At 70.5% G+C, this 21253-nt stretch carries 16 protein-coding genes; all 16 read right to left on the reverse strand.

Going from position 1 to position 21253, the window contains the following annotated elements:
• Window positions 1–13: 13 nt before the first annotated feature.
• Window positions 14–913, reverse strand: coding sequence for a 5-dehydro-4-deoxyglucarate dehydratase (locus tag ACLKM7_RS19255; RefSeq protein WP_436448916.1), 900 nt, complete (start codon window positions 911–913; stop codon window positions 14–16).
• Window positions 910–1866, reverse strand: coding sequence for an NAD-dependent epimerase/dehydratase family protein (locus ACLKM7_RS19260; protein ID WP_436448917.1), 957 nt, complete (start codon window positions 1864–1866; stop codon window positions 910–912). The genes ACLKM7_RS19255 and ACLKM7_RS19260 overlap by 4 nt, the downstream gene beginning before the upstream one ends.
• Entirely contained in the window at window positions 1863–3242 is a 1380-nt protein-coding gene (locus ACLKM7_RS19265; protein WP_436448918.1) for a Gfo/Idh/MocA family protein, read from the reverse strand. The genes ACLKM7_RS19260 and ACLKM7_RS19265 overlap by 4 nt, the downstream gene beginning before the upstream one ends.
• A gap of 194 nt (window positions 3243–3436) precedes the next feature.
• The gene (locus tag ACLKM7_RS19270; protein ID WP_436448919.1) at window positions 3437–4447 is read right to left on the reverse strand and encodes a LacI family DNA-binding transcriptional regulator; all 1011 of its coding nucleotides are present in this window, start codon (window positions 4445–4447) and stop codon (window positions 3437–3439) included.
• A gap of 237 nt (window positions 4448–4684) precedes the next feature.
• The gene (locus ACLKM7_RS19275; protein WP_436448920.1) at window positions 4685–5719 is read right to left on the reverse strand and encodes a LacI family DNA-binding transcriptional regulator; all 1035 of its coding nucleotides are present in this window, start codon (window positions 5717–5719) and stop codon (window positions 4685–4687) included.
• A gap of 65 nt (window positions 5720–5784) precedes the next feature.
• Complete coding sequence (locus ACLKM7_RS19280) at window positions 5785–6681, reverse strand: sugar phosphate isomerase/epimerase family protein (protein ID WP_436448921.1); 897 nt, start codon at window positions 6679–6681, stop codon at window positions 5785–5787.
• Complete coding sequence (locus ACLKM7_RS19285) at window positions 6678–7895, reverse strand: dihydrodipicolinate synthase family protein (RefSeq protein WP_436448922.1); 1218 nt, start codon at window positions 7893–7895, stop codon at window positions 6678–6680. Before ACLKM7_RS19285 ends, ACLKM7_RS19280 begins: the two co-directional genes overlap by 4 nt.
• Window positions 7896–7909: 14 nt before the next feature.
• The gene (locus ACLKM7_RS19290) at window positions 7910–9115 is read right to left on the reverse strand and encodes a Gfo/Idh/MocA family protein (protein WP_436448923.1); all 1206 of its coding nucleotides are present in this window, start codon (window positions 9113–9115) and stop codon (window positions 7910–7912) included.
• A 166-nt stretch (window positions 9116–9281) separates the two neighbouring features.
• On the reverse strand, window positions 9282–11552 hold the full coding sequence (locus ACLKM7_RS19295; protein WP_436448924.1) for a beta-galactosidase: 2271 nt from the start codon (window positions 11550–11552) through the stop codon (window positions 9282–9284).
• A gap of 32 nt (window positions 11553–11584) precedes the next feature.
• Window positions 11585–13699, reverse strand: a complete 2115-nt coding sequence (locus tag ACLKM7_RS19300) for a beta-galactosidase (protein ID WP_436448925.1) — start codon at window positions 13697–13699, stop codon at window positions 11585–11587.
• A gap of 46 nt (window positions 13700–13745) precedes the next feature.
• A complete protein-coding gene (locus ACLKM7_RS19305) occupies window positions 13746–14405 on the reverse strand; it encodes a DUF624 domain-containing protein (RefSeq protein WP_436448926.1) in 660 nt (219 codons plus the stop codon).
• A gap of 3 nt (window positions 14406–14408) precedes the next feature.
• On the reverse strand, window positions 14409–15347 hold the full coding sequence (locus ACLKM7_RS19310; RefSeq protein ID WP_436448927.1) for a carbohydrate ABC transporter permease: 939 nt from the start codon (window positions 15345–15347) through the stop codon (window positions 14409–14411).
• Window positions 15344–16339, reverse strand: coding sequence for an ABC transporter permease subunit (locus ACLKM7_RS19315; protein ID WP_168911718.1), 996 nt, complete (start codon window positions 16337–16339; stop codon window positions 15344–15346). The genes ACLKM7_RS19310 and ACLKM7_RS19315 overlap by 4 nt, the downstream gene beginning before the upstream one ends.
• 73 nt (window positions 16340–16412) lie before the next feature.
• The gene (locus ACLKM7_RS19320; RefSeq protein WP_436448928.1) at window positions 16413–17714 is read right to left on the reverse strand and encodes an ABC transporter substrate-binding protein; all 1302 of its coding nucleotides are present in this window, start codon (window positions 17712–17714) and stop codon (window positions 16413–16415) included.
• Window positions 17715–18102: 388 nt separating this feature from the next.
• Window positions 18103–19185 carry a Gfo/Idh/MocA family protein gene (locus ACLKM7_RS19325; protein WP_436448929.1) on the reverse strand — a complete coding sequence of 361 codons (1083 nt, stop codon included), beginning with the start codon at window positions 19183–19185 and terminating at the stop codon, window positions 18103–18105.
• Between the two features lie 267 nt (window positions 19186–19452).
• Window positions 19453–21237 carry an ABC transporter ATP-binding protein gene (locus ACLKM7_RS19330; protein WP_436448930.1) on the reverse strand — a complete coding sequence of 595 codons (1785 nt, stop codon included), beginning with the start codon at window positions 21235–21237 and terminating at the stop codon, window positions 19453–19455.
• Window positions 21238–21253 lie beyond the last annotated feature (16 nt).

A 21253-nucleotide genomic window follows, 5' to 3' on the forward strand; every position in this document is an offset into this window, starting at 1 on the left:
GGTGCGGCGATCGTCACAGCAGCGCCCGCCCCGCCTCGAGGATGCCGGCGAGCCGCGCCTCCTGCTCGGGAGTCGGGTCGACCAGCGGCGCCCGCACCGAACCGACGGGCAGTCCACCGAGCCGCAGGCCGGTCTTGATGAGCGAGACGCCGAAGCCCGGGGTCTCGTCGCGCAGCCGCACGAGCGGTGAGTAGAAGCCGTCGAGCAGCGCGTTGCGACGCTCGTCGTCGCCGTCGACGTACGCCCGGTAGTAGGCGTTCGCCACCTCGGGGATCATCGCGAACGCGGCCGACGAGTACAGCGGGATGCCGATGCCGCGGTACGCGCCCTGCGTCAGCTCCGCCGTGAGCAGCCCGTTGAAGAACGCGAAGTCCTCGCGGCCCTCCTCCGCTACGGCGCGCACGATCTGCTGGGCGAGGCCGACATCTCCCACGCCGTCCTTGAAGCCGACGACCTTGGGGTTGCCGGCGAGCCGGCGCACCGAGTCGACGGTGTACTGCGCGTTGCCGCGGTGGTAGATCACGACGGGCAGATCGGATGCCGCGGCCACAGCCTCGACGTAGGCCACGAGTCCCGCCTGCGGGCCGCCGACGAGGTAGGGCGGCAGCACCAGCAGCGCGTCGGCCCCGGCATCGGCCGCCGTCTTGGCCACCGCCGTCGCGTGGCCGAGCGGGCCACCCGATCCGGCGACGACCGGAACGCGGCCCGCGACCGTCTCGGTCGCGATCCGCACGACCCGGGCGACCTCGCCGGTCGACAGGGCGTGGAACTCGCCGGTCCCGCACGCCGGGAACACGCCACCGGGGGAGTGCTCGAGCGTCGTCGCGATGTGCGCGCGCAGCAGGTCCTCCTCGACGCGGTCGTCGGCGTCGAAGGGAGTGACGGGGAAGAAGAGGATGCCGTCGAAGTTCACGCCAGCACGTCCTTTCGGGGGGTCGGGAGTTCGGTGTCGAGCGCGGAAGCGGCGGCGGCTTCGCCGAGTTCGCTTCGCCAGGTGTGCGCCGGCTGCCAGCCGAGCAGGCGTCGTGCCTTGGCGTTCGAGAACGCGGGCGAGGTGCCGGTCAGGTCGGCCGCGAGCTGCTCGGTGCCGGGCACGAACTGCGGCAGCAGCTCGGCCAGTGGCCGGCGTGCGAGCGCGTCGTCGGCGCCCACGAAGAACACCTCGGCGTTCGGGATGCCGGGAAGCGCGTCGAGCAGCACGTCGACGAAGGTCGCCACATCGCGCGCGTCGACGTAGTTGAACAGTGCGGGCGCCGACAGCGCCGGGTCGTCGAGTCGCTCGCGGACCGTATGACCCTGCTGCGTCGGTGCCCCGTCCCACTCCTCGGGGGCGATGACGTAGCACGGGCGGAAGGCGGCGAACCGGGTGGCGTCGCCGGTCTGGCGCGCGAGCATCGTGATCGTCTGCTCGGCAAGAAGCTTCGACAGGCCGTACGCGTTCCACGGCTTCGGCGTCGTGCGCTCGTCGAGCGGGAACCGGTCGGGCAGCCACCCCGCCGGCGCGCCGTAGCCGAGCACAGTCGGGCTCGACGCCGTGACGATCCGGTCGATCCCTGCCGCGACGCCGGCCGAGAGCACGTTCAGCGCGAGCGTCGCGTTCGTGCGGAGGATGACGTCCTCGGGGGCGCTGAACGGCACCGCGATCGCCGCCAGGTGCACGAGCGCATCGGCACGGGACTCGGCGATCGCGCGGGCCGCGGCATCCGGATCCGTCAGATCGACCGCGATCTGGTCGATGCCCGACAGCTCCGCAGCGCCGGACGCGGCACGGTCGAGCGAGACGAGCTCGTGGCCGGCCGCGGCGAGGCCCGCGACGAGACTGCGGCCGAGGCGCCCGGCTCCTCCGGTGACGGCGATGCGGGTCATGCGCGGACCGATCCGGCCGGGGCGGTGCGGATGTCGTTCTCGAGCAGGCGGATGCCCAGCTCGTCGACCCGAACGGGCAGCCCGGTCTCGAGAGACCTGTTGCCGGCGATGCCGACGCAGATCGAACGGACCCCGTCGCGCCAGTCGGCGGGACGCGCGAGCGGATCATCGCCGGGGCCCTCGAAGACGTCGGCGAGCAGCAGGGCATCGCCGCCGCCGTGCCCGCCCTCGCCCGCAGCGACGATCGGCACTTCGTACGGGGCCTCCCAGTGCCGCTGCACGAGCAGGCGCTCACCCTCGGGACGCAACGAGCCGGAACGGCCGGCGTCGGCCGCGGACGGGTCGAGCACGGGGTGCAGGCCCTCGTCGGCGAGCACGGCGCCGCGTTCGACGACCTCGAGCTCTGCGCGTCCGAGGGTGCCGTTCACGGCGACCCGATACCCCTCCCACGGCGCGTGCGCGTTGAGGGAGTAGCTGAGAGTCGCGCCGGAGGCGTAATCGACGATGAGCGCGAGGTTGTCTTCGATCGTGATGCCCTCGCCGAACACATCGCGGTCGCGCAGGTACCCGTCGTGCTGCTCCGCGTCGAGGTAGAGCGACTTCAGTCGCTCGTCGTCGCGCAGGTCGAGCTCGAACGGGTCTCGCGCGCCGGGAGCGCCGGCGTCGTGTGTGCCGCGTTCGGCACGATTCCGGATGCCCCGTGCCGCCGCGTTCTCGGAACCGTAGAAGCGCAGCCCGCCCGACGCGAAAACGCGGCGCGGCTCCGATCGGAGCCACCAGTTCACCAGGTCGAAGTGATGGCTCGACTTGTGCACCAGCAGCCCGCCCGAGTGGACCTTCTCGCGATGCCAGCGCCGGAAGTAGTCCGCGCCGTGCTTGGTGTCGAGCATCCACGAGAAGTCGACGCTGGTGACCTGCCCGATCGTGCCGTCCTGGATGACCTGACGCAACGCGCTGTTGCGCGGCGAGTAGCGGTAGTTGAAGGTGATGACGACCTCGCGCCCGGTCCGGTCGATCGCGTCCTCGATCTCGGCCGCGCTCGCGGCATCGATGGTCAGCGGCTTCTCGACGACGACTTCGGCTCCCGCATCCAGCGATCGCACGATCAGCTCGGCGTGCAGGTCGTCGCGCGCACACACGATGGTGCGGTCGACGCGCTCGCTGCGGATCATGCGCTCGAGGTCGGCGGGTGCGTACACGGCCGGGGCCGCGTGCCCTGTCGCGACGACCCGGTCGACGTAGTACTGCGCGCGCACCGGGTTCGGCTCGCAGATCGCGACGAGCTCGGCCTCGTCGGAGTACCGGCCGATGAGGGCGTCGACGTACATCTGGGCCCGATGACCGGCTCCGATCAGGGCGTACCGGCGGTGGCTCATGGCGACTGTCCTTCGCTCAGGAAACGTTTTCTCAGCTTATCATGCGGTGCCCACTGCCGGGCTGCCGCGGGACGCCTTGTCGTTCTCCCGTCGACCTTGTTGTTTTCGCGGTGACCACGCCGACATGCTCGGCGTGAGAACGACATGGCGGGTGTGGGTGGCGCGTGGGCTCGGCGGGCAGCGAGGCCGGAGGGTCAGGCGGACGCGGGGCCGGTCGAGCCGCGGACGGTGAGCTGGGGGAGGAGCGAGAGCGGATGCTCCGGCTCGGCACCGTCGAGCAGCCCTCGCATGCGCGCCCAGGCCTCGGAGCCGAGCTCGCTCGCCGGGACGGCCGAGGTGGTGAGGGGTGGGCTGGTGTAGCGCGCGAACGGGATGTCGTCGAAGCCGACGATCGAGAGGTCGGCCGGCACGCGGCATCCGTCCGCCTGCACGGAACTGAGGAGCCCCATCGCGACGAGGTCGTTGAAGGCGAGTGCCGCCGTCGCACCCGATGCCCGCACCGCAGACCCCGCCGCGGCACCGGCCTCGAAGTCGACGCCGCACGGGATCTCGGTCACCTCGGCGTCGGCGTGGCCGGCGGCGAACTCGGCGATGGCCTCCAGGCGTGCTGCGTTGGCGACACTGCGCGCGACGCCGGCCAGATAGACGATGCGGCGGTGACCCTGTGCGTACAAGTGCTCGAGCTCGGCCGTCAGAGCGCTGCGGTAGTCCGCGCGCACGGAGGGCACGTCGCCCGACGAGCGGTTGATCAGGACGACCGGCTTCAGCCCGCCGACGAGCCGGTCGAGCTCGTCCTGGGGGAGGCGCGGCGAGCACAGGATGACGCCGTCGGTGCGGCGCCGCGTGGCGGTGGCCAGCACCCGTTCCTCATCCACGGACTCGGCGGAGTCCGCGACGAGCACGTGGTATTCGTCGGCGGCCGCGGCGCGGCTGAGACCGCGCAGGATGGCCTGGAACGTCGGGTTGCCGAGGTCGGGCACGACGACGGCGACGGTCTGCGTACGGCCGAGCACCAGGCTGCGTGCGACGGGGCTCGCGGTGTAGTCGAGGGCGGCCGCGGCATCCCGCACCTTCTCGGCCAGCGCCGGGTCGACGGTGGGGTTGCCGTTCAGCGCGCGCGAGACGGTCGACAGCGACACGCCGGCGCGCGCCGCGACATCGGCGATCGTCACCCGGGCGCCGTCGGCACGAGGTGGTCGAGGCATCCGCTGCTCCCTCCGTCGGCTCAGCCTACTCGGACAGGAAACGCTTCCTGGATCCGGGCGCGTGTGCTGCGCGGCGGCGTGCGTTAACCGGAGATAGCGCGTGTTTCCGGATGCTGTGGCCCGCGGCGGTCCGGAAAGCTGCGCGAAGTCCGGTTCCCGGATCCGAGATTCAGGTCCGGCACGCCGATCGGCGCAGTGTCAGTCGCGGGCGGGCTCGGTCGCGGGGATCGGTCGCGCTCAGTCGCGGGGCGGCGTGGAGCCGCGGACGACGACCTCGAGGTGCAGCGGCGGCTCGGACGCATCCCACTCCGGCTCGAGCGCCGCGTTCAGCGCGCGGTAGCCGAGATCCTCGAGCGGCACTCGAACGGTCGTGAGGCCGGGACGGATGTCGCGTCCCGTGGCGATGTCGTCGAATCCGGCGACCGCGATGTCGGCGCCGACCTGGCGCCCGGCATCCCGGACGGCAGACATCACGCCGATCGCCACGACGTCGCTGATGCCGAAGATGAGCGTGCCGGCTGGGACGTCGCCCCGCAGCAGATCCTCCGTGGCGGTGTAACCGGCGTCGCGCGTGAAGCCGGCGCGGCGCACGTCGCGCACCGTGCCGCCCGCAGCGCCGAATCCTTCGGTGAAGCCCGCGACGCGGTCGTCGGACGTCCGGATCCCTTCGGATGCCGCCACCACGATCGCATCGCGATACCCGAGGCGTGCCAGCTCGGTGCCGAGCGCGGCGGCCCCGCCGTGGTTGTCGACGGCGACCGACCGGGTGCTTCCGGTTCCGGGGCCGAGCATGACCACGCGGCCGCCCATGCCCGAGAAGGCGTCGAGCTCGGACTGCAGGCCGACCGCATCGGGTCCCTCGGTGCGCGATGCAGCCAGGATGAGGCCGCGCGGGCGCTGGCCGCGGAGCGCGCGCACGAGCTTGACCTCGCGCTGCGGGTCGCGCTCGGTGATGGCGATGGTCACGACCAGTCCCGCCTCGTCGGCGCCACGCGCGACGCCGGATGCCAGCTGGCTGAAGTACGGGTCGGCGATGTCGGCCACCAGCAGTGCGACGATCGCGGAGGTGCCGCGGGCCGTCGCCTGCGCCGAGAGGTTCGCGGTGTAGCCGAGCTTCTCGGCTGCCGCCTCGACGCGCTCGCGATAGCTCTCCGCGACTTTGCGGGTCGAGCCGTTCAGCACGCGCGACGCGGTGGCGAGCGAGACGCCCGCCTCGCGGGCGACGTCGTGCAGGGTTGCTGCGCCTCGGGCCGGCGCGGAGGGGTTGCTCACAGGCGAGAGTCTAAGCCCTGTGTCCGGTTTCGGCCGGGCATTGGGAGAACGCTTACCGTCCGGAGTCAGCCCGCGACGCGCGCGCGCAGATGCGGAGAGACGGATGCCGCGAACCCGGCCGCCGTCCGCTGCACCGCTTCGAGCGGGTCAGCGGCCCAGATCTGCTCGTTGAAGATCTCGACCTCGATGTCGCGGTCGTACCCGGTGGCCTCGACGGCTCGGGTCAGCGATGCGAAGTCGATGACGCCGTCACCGGGATAGTGGCGCGACAGCAGCACGTCGGCGGCGAGCGGCGTCTTCCAATCGCACACCTGGTACGTCGCGATGCGGCCTTCGCGACCCGCGCGGGCGATCGAGGCGAGCACGTCCGGGTCCCACCAGATGTGGAACGTGTCGACGGTCGCGCCCACAACGGCGGGGTCGAAGTCCGCGGCGATGTCGAGCGCCTGGCCGAGCGTCGAGACGACACAGCGGTCGGAGGCGTACATCGGGTGCAGAGGCTCGATCGCGAGGGTGACACCGGCGGCCGCGGCATCCGGAACCAGCTCGCCGATCGCGTCTCGCACGCGCTCGCGCGCGCCGGCCAGGTCGCGCGAGCCCTCGGGCAGGCCGCCCGCGACGAGCACGAGGATGGCGGTCGATCCCTCGGCGCCGGCGGCTGCCAGTGTCGCGGCCTCTTCGATCGCGACGCGGTTGTCGTCGATCGACGCGCGCCGCGCGGGACCTTCGGGCATCGTGAAGAACCCGGACCGGCAGTGCGTGGTGAAGCGCAGGCCCGAGTCGGTCAGCATCGAGGCGGCCGTGGCGAGGCCGACCTCCTGCACGGGCTCGCGCCACAGGCCGATCGCCTGGACGCCGGCTTCGGCCGTCACGCGCAGCGCGGTCGCGAGGTCGGCGTGCTTGATGGTCGCCTGGTTGATCGACAGCCGCGGATCCACGGTGCCGTCGAATGAGAAGGTCATGCGATCACTCCTGGAACGTCGATACCGTTGTGGCGGAGCATGCCGTGCCAGCGGATCATCGCCAGCTCCGGCTTCTCCAGAGCAAGTGAGGCGTTGGCGAGCTCGACGATGCGCGACAGGTGCGGGAGGCTGCGCGCCGAGTGCAGCCCGCCCACCATCTGGAACGCGGGCTGGTGGCCGTTCAGCCACGACAGGAAGGCGACGCCGGTCTTGTAGTAGAAGGTCGGCGCGGCGAAGACCTGGCGACTGAGCTGCTCCGTGGGGCCGAGGATCTCGAGGTAGCGCGCCGGGTCGCCGGCATCGAGGGCCTGGATCGCGGCCGAAGCCACCGGCGTGATCGCCGCGAACGCGCCGAGCAGGGCATCGGAGTGCTGGCGGCTGCTGGCCGGGTTGCGGTCGGGCTGCTGCGCCTCGGGCACGTCGGCACCGCCGATGAGCCCGACGTAGTTGAAGTCGTCACCGGTGAACATGCGCACCGACTCCGGCAGCCGTTCACGTACCGACACCTCGGATGCGGCATCCAGCAGGCTCATCTTGACGCCGGCGATCTTGTCGGTGTTCTCGCCGATGATCTCGAGGAGCACGTCGGCGGCCTCGCGCCAGTCGGGTGAGCCGAAGTAGCCCTCGAGCACCGGATCGAACGCCGTGCCCAGCCAGTGCAGCACCACCGGCGTGGTGGCGGCCGACAGCACCTCGCGGTACACGCGGCGATAGTCGTCAGCGGATGCCGCGGCCCGAGCGAGGTGACGCGAGGCCATGAGCACGGGGCCGGCGCCCTGCTCCTCGGTGAAGTGCAGCTGCTCCTTGTAAGCGTCGATGACCTGGTCGACGGAGATGTGCTCATCGTCGACGTGGTCGGTGTTGACGCCGACGACGACCGAACCGCCCTCCTCACGCGCGACCTGTGCCGACCGGGCGATGAGCTCGCGGGTCGCGTCGGCGTCGAGGCCCATGTTGCGCTGCGCGGTGTCCATCGCATCGGCGACGCCCAGACCCCACGAGTACACCGAGCGGCGGAAGTCGAGCGTCGCATCCCAGTCGACCTCTGCCGGCCGGCCCGGAGTGTTGTCGGCCCAGGTCTGCGGCACGACGTGCGCGGCGGCGTACGCGACGCGGCTGCGCAGTGCGGCCTCGGGCTTGGCGTAGCCCGGGGAGGCGTTCAACGCGGCGGCAGAGAGAGCCCCGGCGTCGGAGAGAAGGGTGAGCTGCGGCATCCGGAATTCCCCGCTCAGTCCAGCGACAGCGTCGGCAGCTCGACCTTGCGGCCTTCGCGGCTGGACTGCAGGCCCGCCTCGGCGAGGAGCACACCGCGCGCGCCGGAGAGCAGATCGAACTCGTACGGGGTGTCGAGCACGTACGAGGCGAGGAACTCCTCCCACTGCTGGCGGAAGCCGTTCTGGAACACGTCGTTCGTGGGCACCTCGGCCCAGTCTGCGTCGTAGTCGTGATCGTCGGCGAGATCGGGGTTCCACACCGGCTTCGGGGTGGCGTTGCGGTGCTGGATCTTCGCGCCGAACAGGCCGACGACGGCCGAGCCATGCGTGCCGTCGACGTGGAACTCGACGAGCTCGTCGCGGTTCACCCGTACGGTCCACGAGGAGTTGATCTGAGCGACGATGTCACCCTCGAGCTCGAAGATGCCGTAGGCGGCGTCCTCGGCGGTCGCGGTGTAGTGCTCGCCCTTCTCGTCCCAGCGGTCGGAGATGTGCACGGCCGCCTGCGCGTAGACCGTCTTGACATCGCCGAACAGGTTCTCGAGCACGTAGTTCCAGTGCGGGAACATGTCGACGATGATGCCGCCGCCGTCCTCGGCGCGATAGTTCCAGCTGGGACGCTGCGCGGGCTGCCAGTCGCCCTCGAAGACCCAGTAGCCGAACTCGCCGCGCACCGAGAGGATGCGGCCGAAGAAGCCGGAGTCGATGAGGCGCTTGAGCTTCTGAAGGCCCGGCAGGTAGAGCTTGTCGTGCACGACGCCGGTCTTGACGCCGGCCTCCTTCGCGAGCCGCGCGAGCTCGAGCGCCTCGTCGACCGTCTCAGCCGTGGGCTTCTCGGTGTAGATCGTCTTGCCGGCGGCGATCGCCTTGCGCAGCGCAGACGCGCGGGCCTTGGTGACGAGGAAGTCGGCGTAGATCTCCCAGCGCGGGTCGGCGAGGGCCGCGTCGAGGTCGGTCGTGTAGTCCTCGATGCCGTGCTTGGCGGCGAGGTCGGCGAGCTTGGCCTCGCTGCGCCCGACGAGCATCGGCTTGACCGTGACCTTCGTGCCGTCAGGCAGCTCGATGCCGCCCTGCTCGCGGATCGCGAGGATCGAGCGCACGAGGTGCTGGCGGTAGCCCATGCGTCCCGAGACGCCGTTCATGATGATGCCGATCTCGCGGACTTCGGGGCGGGCGGCAGGGGCCTCGGCCGCAGCCGGGGCGAGCGTCGTGTCGGTCACGATCGTCCTTCTTTCCTTTGGTTCCGGGTGACGGCGCGGTCGCCCGGGGAGTCTGGGGTCACCCACGGCGGACGGGGTGGGTAAACGCTTTCCAGTAGTGTGCCACGAGCATGGATGCCACGCAAGCGCTTTCCCGCTGTCCTCTCTGCGACCGGGCGCCGACGTCTCACTTCGCCGCCCCCTCGCGCCAGAGCGAGCGCTGATCGATGCTGACGCCGTCGAGTTCGCAGAGCGCCGCCGGTGACGCGGCGAGACGTGCCGCAGCATCCGCCGGGAGGTGCACGCCGCTGTCGCTTCGCAGGGGCAGGATGCGGAGTTCGACGCACGCCCCCGCGACGGCGCCGATGTCGCTCGCGCGCGCGACGAGATCCGAGCCGTCCCAGAACCGATCCGTTGCCGTCGCCCCGTCCACGCGCAGTTGCGCGACGTCGCCGGCCCACCTCACGCGCAGTACGGCGTCGTCGTCCGCCCACTCGGGCAGCGTCAGCCGGTAGACCGCCGCGTGCGCGTCGAGCACTGTGTCATTGGGCGCGGAGTGACGGCCTGCGCGCGAGCCGTAGTCCCCCGCGGGGATCGACGCATCCCGAATCCGCTCCACGGGGACGGATGCCACGGCCGCCGTTCCGGCCGTGTGCAGCCACGCCGGGACGCGCCATCGCCCGCCGGCGAACTCCCGCACGTCGGGCCGCTCGAAGCTCGTGCGCACCGACACGCGCCCCTCGGCATCCCACGTCACCTCCTCGTCGGTGAGGAACAGTCGGCGCGCGCCGGCCGCACCGACGACCCACACCCGGCCCGCGTCCTCGGCCGCGAGGACGAGCACGTCGACACGCGAGCCGTCGGCTTCGAGCTGCCGCGCCTCACCGCCAGGGACGAGCCGATGCACGCGCCCGCGGCTCGCGAGGTCGACGGGCACGCCGGCGGTCTCGATCAGCACGAGGGTTGGTGCGGCGCCGTCCGCGGTGCCGGGCAGAACGGTCAGCACGGATGCCGTCGCCCAGTCGACCCGCACCCCCGAGACGTCGAGACCGATGGGCCAGCACGCCAGGGTGCCGGGTGCGATGTCGACCGGCCGAGGGGGGAGCCGGAGCCGGCCGCCGGGCGTCTCGAGCTCGAATTGCGCCCCGTGGTACACCGGCAGCGGCACGTGCGGCTGGTGCCACCCGATGAAGACGAAGCCGGAATCGTCCGCGCCGCGCACCGACCAGCGCAGGGTCGCGGAATCCTCGACGCCGCTCGGGCGGACATCCGGGAGGTGAGCCGGAAGGGGAGCGAGCCGATCGCCGAACGCCTCGATGACGGCGTGCTGCACACGAAGCGCGGCGTGGCTCGGACCCGTTCGGCCGCCCTCGCCGATCGGCGCGTGGAAGTCATAGCTCAGCCGAGTCATGTCGTTCGGATAGCCCGTGGCCTGGGATTCCTCGAGGTCGGGCGCGGGGTTCGTGCCGCCGGCGTACATGTAGTAGCCCTGCCAGACCGAGCCGCTGCCGAGCTTGGCATGGGCGATCGCAGCGATGTCGAGAGCGCTCGGGCGCGGCCGTCGATGGTACGCGGTCGCCATCCCGCCCGCGAGCTCACAGGTCGCCGGCGGGAACCATGGCGACAGGCCGGCCCGGCGATCCGCATCCCCGCCGCGGACGTCGGCGCCGATGCCCGGGTCGTCCCACTGGTCGGAGAAGAAGTAGTGCGCACGGAAGGTCGGATCCCACGGCGCCTGCGGGTCGACCCAGAATCCGTCGCCGTATCCGCCCCACAGCGGCAGCACTTCCGGATCGGGCAGCTCGGCGCCGCCCCACGCGGTCGCCGTCCACAGCGGTGCCGACATCCCGGCATCGCGAGCCAGCCGCTTGAGGGTCACAAGATGATCCGGCTGGTCGTACAGCTCGTTCTCGAGCTGTATCGCCAGCACAGTCTCTGGTGTGCAGCGTCCGTCGAGCGTCGAGGCGACGCGGCCGAACCACTCCCGAACCAGCTCGAGGTAGGCCGGATCATCGCTGCGATGCTGAACGGGCGCTTGTTGCACCCAGTCGGGGAGGCCGCCGTTGCGCGTCTCGCCATGGACCCACGGGCCGATACGGAGGACGAGCTCCAGACCCTCCGTTCTCACCGCATCGACGAATGCCGCCAGGTCGAGGCCGCCGTCGAATCGCGCCCGGCCGCGCACCGGCTCGTGGTGAATCCACGGCACGTATGTCGAGACGACCGAGATTCCGCCGGCCCGCATGAGTCGCAGGCGCTCCACCCATCGTCCACGCGGGACGCGGCTGTAGTGGAGCTCGCCCGACACCGGCAGCCAGGGGCGCCCGTCGCGCACCAGCGCGCGGCTCGTCACCTCGAGGCCGGGACGCCGGTCCTCCTCGTTGCCCATCCGCGGTCGCCGCGCGCTGTCGTCGCGCTCGCCGAAGCGCACGCGGAGCGGCGCGGATGAGTCGGTCATGGGGCTCCTCGACTGTGGGCGTGCAGACCGGATCAGCGGGCCGGGATGCCGGCGGTGGCGATGGATGCCTCGGACCGTTCCGCCACGAACGGTTCGGTCTTGCGTGCAGGTTCGCTTGCGGCGGCCGGGGCATGCACGAAGGCGACCCCCTGGGACTCGAGGGCCACACGCTCGACGGGGGCGCCGGTCTCGGCGTCGATCCCCTCGATCGCGATCTCGACCCGGACGTCGCCGTGGTTGATGAGCGTCACGAGGTCGCCGCGACGCGCCGCCTCGACGCCGGCGGGCAGGCCGGCGACGACGGGGCGGACGCCGGATGCCTCGATCACCGTCGCGACGACGGCGTCGAGCCCCGCGGCCACAGGCTGGGTCGCGACGTACCAGCCCTCGCCCGACCCATGCGGGTGGCGGGTGAGCGCGGGGGAGCCTGCGGTGAGCCCGGTCTCGAACGACGCGACGACGGTGGCGTCGACGGCGTGAACCCGCTCGGCGACCAGGCGCCCGCAGAGCGACGCGCCATCGAGTCCGAAGGTCACGGTCGCCGCGGCGCCGGTCGCCCGCGCGGCCTGCGCCGCGTGCGGACTCAGGGCGCCGACGCCCGCGCCGCCGGTGCTGACGCCGCCGAGAGCGCCGAAGTCTTCGAAGCGCACGCCGAGCACCGGGGCCAGCTGCGTGACGAAGCCTCCTGACCGAAACTGGTCGTGCTCGTCGACGATGTCGGTGAAGGGGCCGGCCAGCAGGATACCGCCGCCGTCGACGAACCGCGCGAGCGCAGCGGCGCCCTCATCGCGGAGGAGGTAGAGCGCCGGCGCGACCACGAGGTCGTAGCCTGCGTCGACCTCCTCGGGCCCGACGATGTCGACCTGGATGTTGCGCGCATGGAACCCGCCGTACCACTCGAGAACGAGCGCGAGGTAGTCGATCTCCGTCGGGTGGTCGCGCTCCTCGACCGCCCACCAGGCCTCCCAGTCGAAGACGAGGGCAACCCGTGCGTCGCGTCCAGGGGCGGGGAGCTCGGGCAGGGCGGCGAGGCGCGCTCCCAGTTCGGTGACGGCGTTCCACACGCGGGTCTCGGTGCCCGCGTGAGGCAGCATCGCGGAGTGGAACTTCTCGCTGCCGGCACGGGACTGACGCCACTGGAAGAACATGATGCCGTCGGCCCCGCGCGCGATGGACTGCGCGGTCTCGGCGATGAGCGCGCCGGGACGCTTGCCGGGGTTCGAGGGACGCCAGTTGACAGCATCCGTCGCCTGCTCCCACAGCAGCCACGGCACGCCGGGCTTGAGCGAGCGCACGAGGTCGCGCTGGAACGCCGCATCGCGCACCCGGTGCGGATTGGACGGGTCGGGGTAGCAGTCGTCGGCGATCACGTCCATGAACGGGGCCCACCGGCGGTAGTCCGCCGGCTTGAACGGGCCCATGAAGTTCGTCGTGATGGGCTGCGCCGCGCCCGCCTCGTGCAGGATCGCCCGCTCCATCAGGTAGCACTCGAGCAGCATGTCGGAGGTGAACCGGCGGAAGTCGAGCATCGACGACGGATTGTGGCTGTACGGCGCGAGTCGCGGCGGAAAGATCTCGTCGAACGATCCGTAGCGCTGGGACCAGAAGCTCGTGCCCCACGCACCGTTGAGGGCGTCGATCGTCGCGTACTTGTCGCGCAGCCACACCCGGTAGGCGTCGCGCGCGGCGTCGGAGAAGTCCATCGGCAGGTGGCAGCCGAACTCGTTGCCGACGTGCCACATGATGACGGCCGGGTGGTGGGCGTAGCGCTCGGCCAGCCGGCGAACGAGTTCACCCGCGAGGCGCCGGTACGTCGGCGACGACGGCGCGAAGTGCTGACGGCTGCCCGGCCAGTACGACGCGCCGGACTCGTCGGCCGGCAGGGTCTCGGGGTAGGTGGCGCTCACCCACGGCGGGGGAGACGCGGTCGCCGTCGCGAGGTTCACTCCGATGCCTCCGGCGTGCAGCTTGCCGATCACCGTGTCGAGCCAGTCGAAGTCCCACACGTCCTCGGCGGGCTGGATGCGCGACCACGCGAAGATGCCGAGGCTCACGATGTTGACGCCGGCCTCCTGCATGAGGCGGACGTCCTCGTCCCACACGTCCTCCGGCCATTGGTCGGGGTTGTAGTCGGCGCCATAGAGCACGTCGAGCAGCTCCTGTTCTGTGTGTCGAGGTGGTCGAGGGGCCGTATCAGCGCCGGCCGCGGCGCGCGGGGACGGCGACGACCGCGAAGGCGGCGCAGCCGAGCCCGGCGATGATCAAGGGCGCCAGCATCCAGGTCACGACGCCGGCCAGCACCGCGGCCGCGGCGAGGTACACCGCGCCGACGGGGTCTGCGGCAACGGACTGCGGGATGCTTCGGACCGCGGTGCGCCAGCCGTGCTCGGGCGTCCACGCGCCGGCCGCCGTGAGCAGCGCGACCGTGACGGCCGCGAGGCCCGCCCAGCTCACGACGGCGACCGCGGGGCCGCCGGGGAGCAGACCCGAGCCCGCGAGGTCGATGTCGAGGATGAGCACGAGCGCGAGGATCGCGGCGATCGCGCCGACCACGAGTCCGCCGGGGAGCGCCCGGCGCCAGTCCTGCCAGAACGTCCTCGCGTGGGACTGCTCGGCATTCACGTAACGGCGCAGATGGCGGATGCCAGCGGCCAGTGCCGCGGGCAGCGTGATGACCGCGAGGCCGGCGGCCGTGATGAGCAGGCCGGTGAGCAGCACCTCGCCGAACAGGGCGAACGCCCCCTTCGCGCCGGGGAAGCGGGACGGCTCCCGCTCGTCGAGCGTGGGCCCGCTGCCCGAGGCGTCGGCGTGGCGCGCGGCTCGCAGCTGCCGGCGGTCCATGGTCTGCGGCATCCGTCAGCCCTTCAATCCCTGGGTCGCGACACCGTCGACGAGGAAGCGCTGGAAGACGAGGAAGAACAGCAGGACGGGAACAAGGGCGATGAACGAGGCGGTCACCGTGGCGCCGTAGTCGGCGCCGCCCGACGACGCGTCGTTGTAGAGGCGGAGCGCGATCGGAAGGGGGTAGTTCTCGGGGCTGGTGAGGTACAGCAGGGGTCCGAGGAAGTCGTTCCAGGCCCAGATGAACGCGAAGATCGAGCAGGTGATCAGGGCGGGCTTGATCAGCGGCAGGATGATCGACCAGAAGATGCGGAGGTGGCCGGCGCCGTCGATGCGGGCTGCCTCGTCCATGTCGCGGGGCATCTGCCGGATGAACTGCACGAGCAGGAAGACGAAGAACGCCTCGGTGGCGAGGAACTTCGGCAGCAGCAGCGGCCAGAAGGTGTCGACCATGTCGAGGTTGTTGAAGATGATGTACTGCGGGATGATCACGACGTGGAAAGGCAGCAGCAGTGTGCCGATCATCGCGGCGAAGAAGATGCCGAGGCCTTTGAACTGGATGCGCGCGAACGCGTAGGCGGCGAGGGCCGATGAGACGACCGTGCCGATCACGGAGCCGACGGCGATGATGAGCGAGTTCAGGAAGAACTTCCACATCGGTGTGCCGGCGATACCCTCCATCACCTTGACGTAATTGTCGAACGTCGGGTTCTGGGGGATCAGGCCCTGGTTCTGGCCGAACTCGGCGTTGGGCTTGAAGGTGGACAGGAACAGCCACACCAGCGGGTAGAGCACGACGGCGGCGAGGGCGAGCAGCACGATCAGCCAGATCACGGTGTGCCAGGTCTTGCGCTTGACCTTCCGGCGGCCCGCGGTGGGTGCTTTCGGGTCGGGATCGGTCTGGTTCTCGGTGATCAGGAGGGCGTTCTCGCCGAACGAGGATGTGGTGCTCATCGGTTGTCTCCGGCGTAGTGGACCCAGCTGCGCTGGGTGCGGAAGAGGATGACGGCGATGATCGCGACGACGATCAGCAGCACCCACGCGATCGCGGCGGCGTAGCCCATCTGGCCGTCCGAGAAGCCGCGCTTGTAGAGGTACAGGGTGATGAAGTTCGTCATCCCGGCGGGGCCGCCGGTGCCGTTGGAGATGATGTACGCCGACGCGAACACCTGGAACGCGCCGATCAGCCCGAGCAGCAGATTGAAGAAGATCACCGGGCTCAGCATCGGGAGGGTGACGGCACGGAACCGGTGCCAGGGTCCGGCGCCGTCCATCTCGGCCGCTTCGTACAACTCTTTCGGGATCTGCTTGAGGCCGGCGAGGAAGATGACCATGGTGGCGCCGAACTGCCAGACGGCCAGCAGGATCATCATCGGCAGCACGAGTGCCGGGTTGCCGATCCAGCCGCCCAGGTCGATTCCGAAGAAGCTCAGTGTGCTGTCGACGGGGCCGTCGCCGGAGAACATCGCCCGCCACACGATGGCGACGCTGACCGAGCCGCCGATGAGGGACGGGGCGTAGAACGCGGAGCGGAAGAAGCCTGCGCCGCGATCGCGGAAGTTCAGGAGCATCGCGACGATCAGCGCCGCGGCGAGGGTGATCGGGGTGCCGACCAGCACATAGATGAGTGTGATCTGCGCGGACTGCATGAACGCCGGGTCGGTGGTGAACATGCGGATGTAGTTGTCCAGCCCGATCCACTTGGGCGGGGAGAAGATGTTATAGCTGGTGAACGACAGGTACAGCGAGTACACCATCGGTATCAGGGTGAGCCCGAAGAACCCGATCAGCCACGGAATTAGGAAGCCGAATCCCGACAGCGTCTCGCGGCGCTGCCGCGACCGCTGGCCTGGCCGGTCCACGTGCTCCGGACGGCGCTTTCGTGACAGGGATCGCCGCGAGGACTTGTCGCCCGTCACGATGACTCTGGTCGCTGTGGTGCTCACGGTGGGATTCTCCGATGGGGTGGTTCGGGTGGTGGTCCGGGTCCGGGCGCGGCGCGCCCGGACCCGGACGGACTCACTGGTTCAGCACGACATCCATCTCGGCGAAGAACTGCGTGACCGCGTCCTCGACCGTGACAGTCCCGAAGTTGAGCTCGGTGCCGAGCTGGCGGAACTTCTCCTCGAGGGTGCCGTAACCGATGATCGGCACCGGCGGGGCATCGCCCAGGCGGTCGGCGATCGAGGCCTCGTAGTCGGCGATCTGCTGGCTCAGCGGGTCGAGCTCGGCGGCCTCGAGGGCGGTCTCCGAGGCGGGGATGCCACGGTTGGTGCCGAAGATCTCACCGGACTGGGGCGAATTGATGAGGAAGTTCACCAGCGTCGCGGCCGCCTCCGGGTGGTCGGTGTTCGCCGAGATCGCGTGGAGCATCGAGGGCTTGAGATACAGGTCCTTGGCGCCCTCCTCCGTGATCGGAGGAGCGACGAGCCCGAGCTCGGTGTAGGCCTCGCCGAGGTTGCCGAGGTAGCCCGATCCGAAGTTGTCCCACGTCAGCTCGCTCGCGGTGAGCGCCGTGTCGAAGGGGCTCAGCGGGGCGACCTCTTCCACGCGCTGCTGGGGCACGCCGATACCGTCGCGGACGTCCTGTCCGGACTCCCAGAACTCGGTCAGCCGCTCCTCGTCGAAGCCGGGCTCGCCCTCGTCGCTGAACAGGTCGGAGCCTTCGGCGCGCAGCTGCAGCTCGAAGTTCTGGATGCGCCCGGTGAAGTCGCTGCCGCCCCAGAAGGCGCCGCCGGAGGCGTCGGTGACCTCACCCATCCACTCGGTGTAGTCCTCCCAGGTTCCGCCGGCGAACTCCTCGACGCCGGCCTGCTCGAGCAGCACCGGGTTGGTGTACATGCCCCACGCGTTGGTCGAGGTCGGGATGGCGTAGGTCGTGTCGTTCACGACGCCGATGTCGAGGATGTTCTGCGGCAGCGGCTCAGTCTCGATGATGTTGCCGAGGTACGGGTCGAGGTCGAGCAGCAGCTCGTTCTGCGAGTACTGGCGCAGGTACGAGTAGTCGAACTGCATGACGTCGGGGAGGTTGCCGCCGGCAGCCTCGGTCTGGCGCTTCTCCCAGAACTCGGGGAAGGCGAGGAACGAGGAGTTCACCGTGATGTTCGGATACTCCTCGTTGAACGCGGCGATGACCTCGTTGTAGAGCTCGGCACGCACGTCGTTGCCCCAGAAGGCGAGGTCGAGCGTGACCTCCTCGTCGGGGTTGAACGTCGGCTCGCCGTCGGGGGCGTCGCCGCCTCCGCCGGCACAGCCGGCCAGCACAAGGGCGGCGCCGGCCGCGACGGCGGCGGCTCCAAGAACCCGCTTCCTGCTGAACATCGTTGTCCTCTCTGGAACGTCTGCGCTCGATGCCGCGTGACGTTCATCGTCCTCTGGTGCGGTGTGATGCGCCTTCCGGTAGATCGGGATGGAAAGCGCTTGCCCGCGAATGTACTCCAGAGAAAAACGTTTCGCAAGCGTCCGTGGCAGATTCGTTTGAACGATTCAGTAACGCCGAAGTGTGCGTTCCAGTCCTCGCGGCGGGGCGATCCCAGTCCTCGCGGCGCGGTCGACCTGCCGGCGGCATCCGATCCTGCCCTGCACGACTACCGTCCCTGCCGGCCCTCCCTGCCCTGCCCTGCCCCGCCCTGCGCTCGACAGGAGAATCGGTGGGACGGATGCCGCCGCTCGGGGCCGGGCTCAGTCGTCGGTGGAGTGCGCGCGCGGCTCAGCGGCGGTCGGTCACCGGACTGGCGAAGCCGCGACGGTGAGTGGGATGCGAGGCCAGCCGTGCGGGCGTGATCGGTGCGCCCTCCTCGGCCGCGGACGCGTAGATCGCGGCGACGAGCTCGAACGAACGGGCGGGCTCGTCGCCGACCGGAGGCAAGGGCGTGCCGGCGCGCAGCGCGTCGTACACATCACGGATCAGCTGGGCGTGGCCGCTCGGCTCCTCGACGTCGGGCAGCGCCCACTCCGCGGCGAGGTCCTCGAACCCCGGCGCCGGCGTGATGCGCCAGTTGTCGTGCCCGTGCCCGTACAGGTGATCCACGGTGATGGTCGCGCGCTGCGTGTCGATGCGGATCGAGCTCGTCTCGCGCGGCGACACCGCGCTGGTCACGACGGACGCGATGGCACCGTTGGCGAACGCGACCGTCGCGGTCGAGGCATCCTCCGTCTGCGTCTCGCGGTCGAGGCGCCACAGTCGTGCCTGCACGCTCTCCCATTCGCCGAGGAGGAACGACAGCAGGTCGATCTGGTGGATGGCGTGCCCGAGCGTCGGGCCGCCGCCCTCGGTCTCCCACTTGCCGCGCCACGGCACCTCGAAGTACGCGGCATTGCGGTACCAGAGCGTCTGGCACTGCGCGATGAGCGGGCGACCGAACGCGCCGTCGTCGAGGAGCCGCTTGACGTGAGCCGCCGCTGTGCCGGTGCGCTGCTGGAACACGACGACCAGTTCGCGCCCGGCGCGCGCGGCTGCCGCTCGCATGTCGTCGAGCTCTTCCAGGCTCGGTGCCGGCGGCTTCTCGACGATGACGTGGGCACCCGCCGCCGATGCCGCGACGGACTGGTCGCGGTGCGCGACCGGCGGCGTGCAGACGTGTACGACGTCGGGACGCTCGGTCGCCAGCAGCGCGCCGAGGTCGTCGTAGACCGCCGGACCGCCGAACTCCTCAGCGAAGGCGCGGGCCGACTCGGGCGACAGGTCGCTCACGGCCACCAGCTCGGCGTGCGGGTAAGCGGCGATCGCCTTCGCGTGCGCGTGGGCGATCGCGCCGGTGCCCACGATGGCGCAGCGCAGGGTGTCGGACACGAGGGCTCCCTAGAAGTGCGGACGAACGGATGCCCCGGCCCGAGGCATCCGTTCGTCCAGGGTATTCGGTTGCGCGGGTAAGCGCTATCCCGTCGCTCTCTCCGCGGCTTTGCCGGATCTGGAAACCGGACATTCCGCGCGTTTCCGACGGTGGAGCGGCGCGGCGCTCTGGCAACGCGCGCGAGATCCGGTTTCCGGATCCGGCAAACGGAGGGCGTCGCGATGGGGAAGGGTAGCGCGGCGGTGGGTGATGGGCGGCGGATGCTGTCAGGGCGGGCTGCCGGAACCGGACTGGGTCGCGTGGAGATGGGCGTAGCGGCCGGGGGCCGCGAGGAGCGCGTCGTGCGCGCCCGCCTCGACGATCCGGCCGTGTTCGAGCACGACGATGCGGTCGGCCTGGCGCACGGTCGAGAGCCGGTGGGCGACGACGAGGGTCGTGCGGCCGGCCATGAGCCGGTTCAGCGCCCCCTTGACGAGCTCCTCGGACTCGGGGTCCAGCGCAGAGGTCGCCTCGTCGAGGAGGAGGATGCGGGGGTCGCGCACGAGCGCTCGCGCGATCGCCAGCCGCTGGCGCTGGCCTCCTGACAGACGGGCGCCGCGCTCGCCGACCACGGTGTTCCAGCCCTCGGGCAGCGTGTCGACGAACTCGGCGGCGTTCGCGTCGCGCAGAGCCTCACGCAGACGGTCGTCGTCGGCGTCGTCGAGGCCGTACGCGATGTTCTCGCGGATGGTCCCCTCGAAGAGCACCGACTCCTGCGGCACCACCGACACGAAGCGACGCACCGTGCGCAGGTCCAGGTCCTGCATGTCGGCGCCGTCGAGGAGGATGCGGCCCGACGTCGGGCGCACGAAGCCCAGCACGAGATTGAGCATCGTGGACTTGCCCGACCCCGACGAACCCACGAACGCCACGGTCTGACCGGCCGGGATGTCGAGCGACACGTCGTGCACGGCATCCCGATCCGCTCCTTCGTAGCGGTGCGACACGTGCTCCAGTTCGACGTGTCCGGTCACCGACGAGACCGCGCGCTTGCCGGCGTTCTGCTCGAGGTCAGGCTCCTGAAGCACCTCGGCGATCGACCGCATCGACTCCAGCCCCCGCGCGCCGACAGGAATGAGCATCAGCAGCTGGGTCAGGCCCTGCGTCAGCAGTGCGAAGTAGGTCGACAGCAGCACGACCTCACCCGGAGTGATGGGAAGGATGCCGGTGAGCGCGAACACCGCCGCGAGCACGAGGCATCCGAGCCCCAGCAACTGCATCGTGACCCACGAGATCGAGGCGACGTGGCCGTTCAGCATGTCGAGGTGCAGGCCCGCACGGCGGACGCCGTCGGCGCCGGCCGACACGCGCGAGACGGCGGTCTGCTCGAGCCCGTGTGCGCGGGTGACGGGCATGAGCGAGGCCATCTCGCCGACCCGTGCGGCGAAGCCTTCGACTTCGCGGCGGAACACCTCGTTGCGCATGCGGGACCGCCGGCTGAGCGCCCACCGCAGCACGAGTGCGATCGGCACCGCGAGGGCGTATACCGGCAGGAACTCCGGAACGGCGATTGCGGTCATCGCGATGGCGCCGATGAGCACCATCGCCGACGACAGCAGCGGATGGGTGACCTGCTGCAGCATGAGCTCGATGTTCTCGACGTCGCGGACGACCTTGGTCTGCACGATCGACGCGCTGACCCGGGTGTGGTACCCGATCGAGAGGCTCTGCAGCCGCGCGGCGAGGGCGTTGCGCAGGTCCGCGCCGGTGTCGCGCACCACCGTCATGAAGTTGCGGGTGTAGACGATGTGGTTCGGGTAGTTCTGGATCAGCAGCGCCGCCGCGATCGCGAACCAGACCAGCACCGTCGAGACCTCACCGCCGGTGGCGACCAGATCGATGATCTCGGCGGTGACGACCGGCAGGAACCACAGCGGGATCTCCTTCAGGGAGAAGGCGAGAATGGCCACAGTCATACGTCCGGGGCGGCGCGCCAGCAGACGCAGCACCGAGCGGGCGGGGCGGGGCTGCTGTGCGATCCGGATCGTGCCGGTAAACGCTTTCTGCGTCATGATGACATGGTAGCGA

The organism is Microbacterium sp. I2, assembly GCF_051364985.1.
GTDB lineage: Bacteria > Actinomycetota > Actinomycetes > Actinomycetales > Microbacteriaceae > Microbacterium.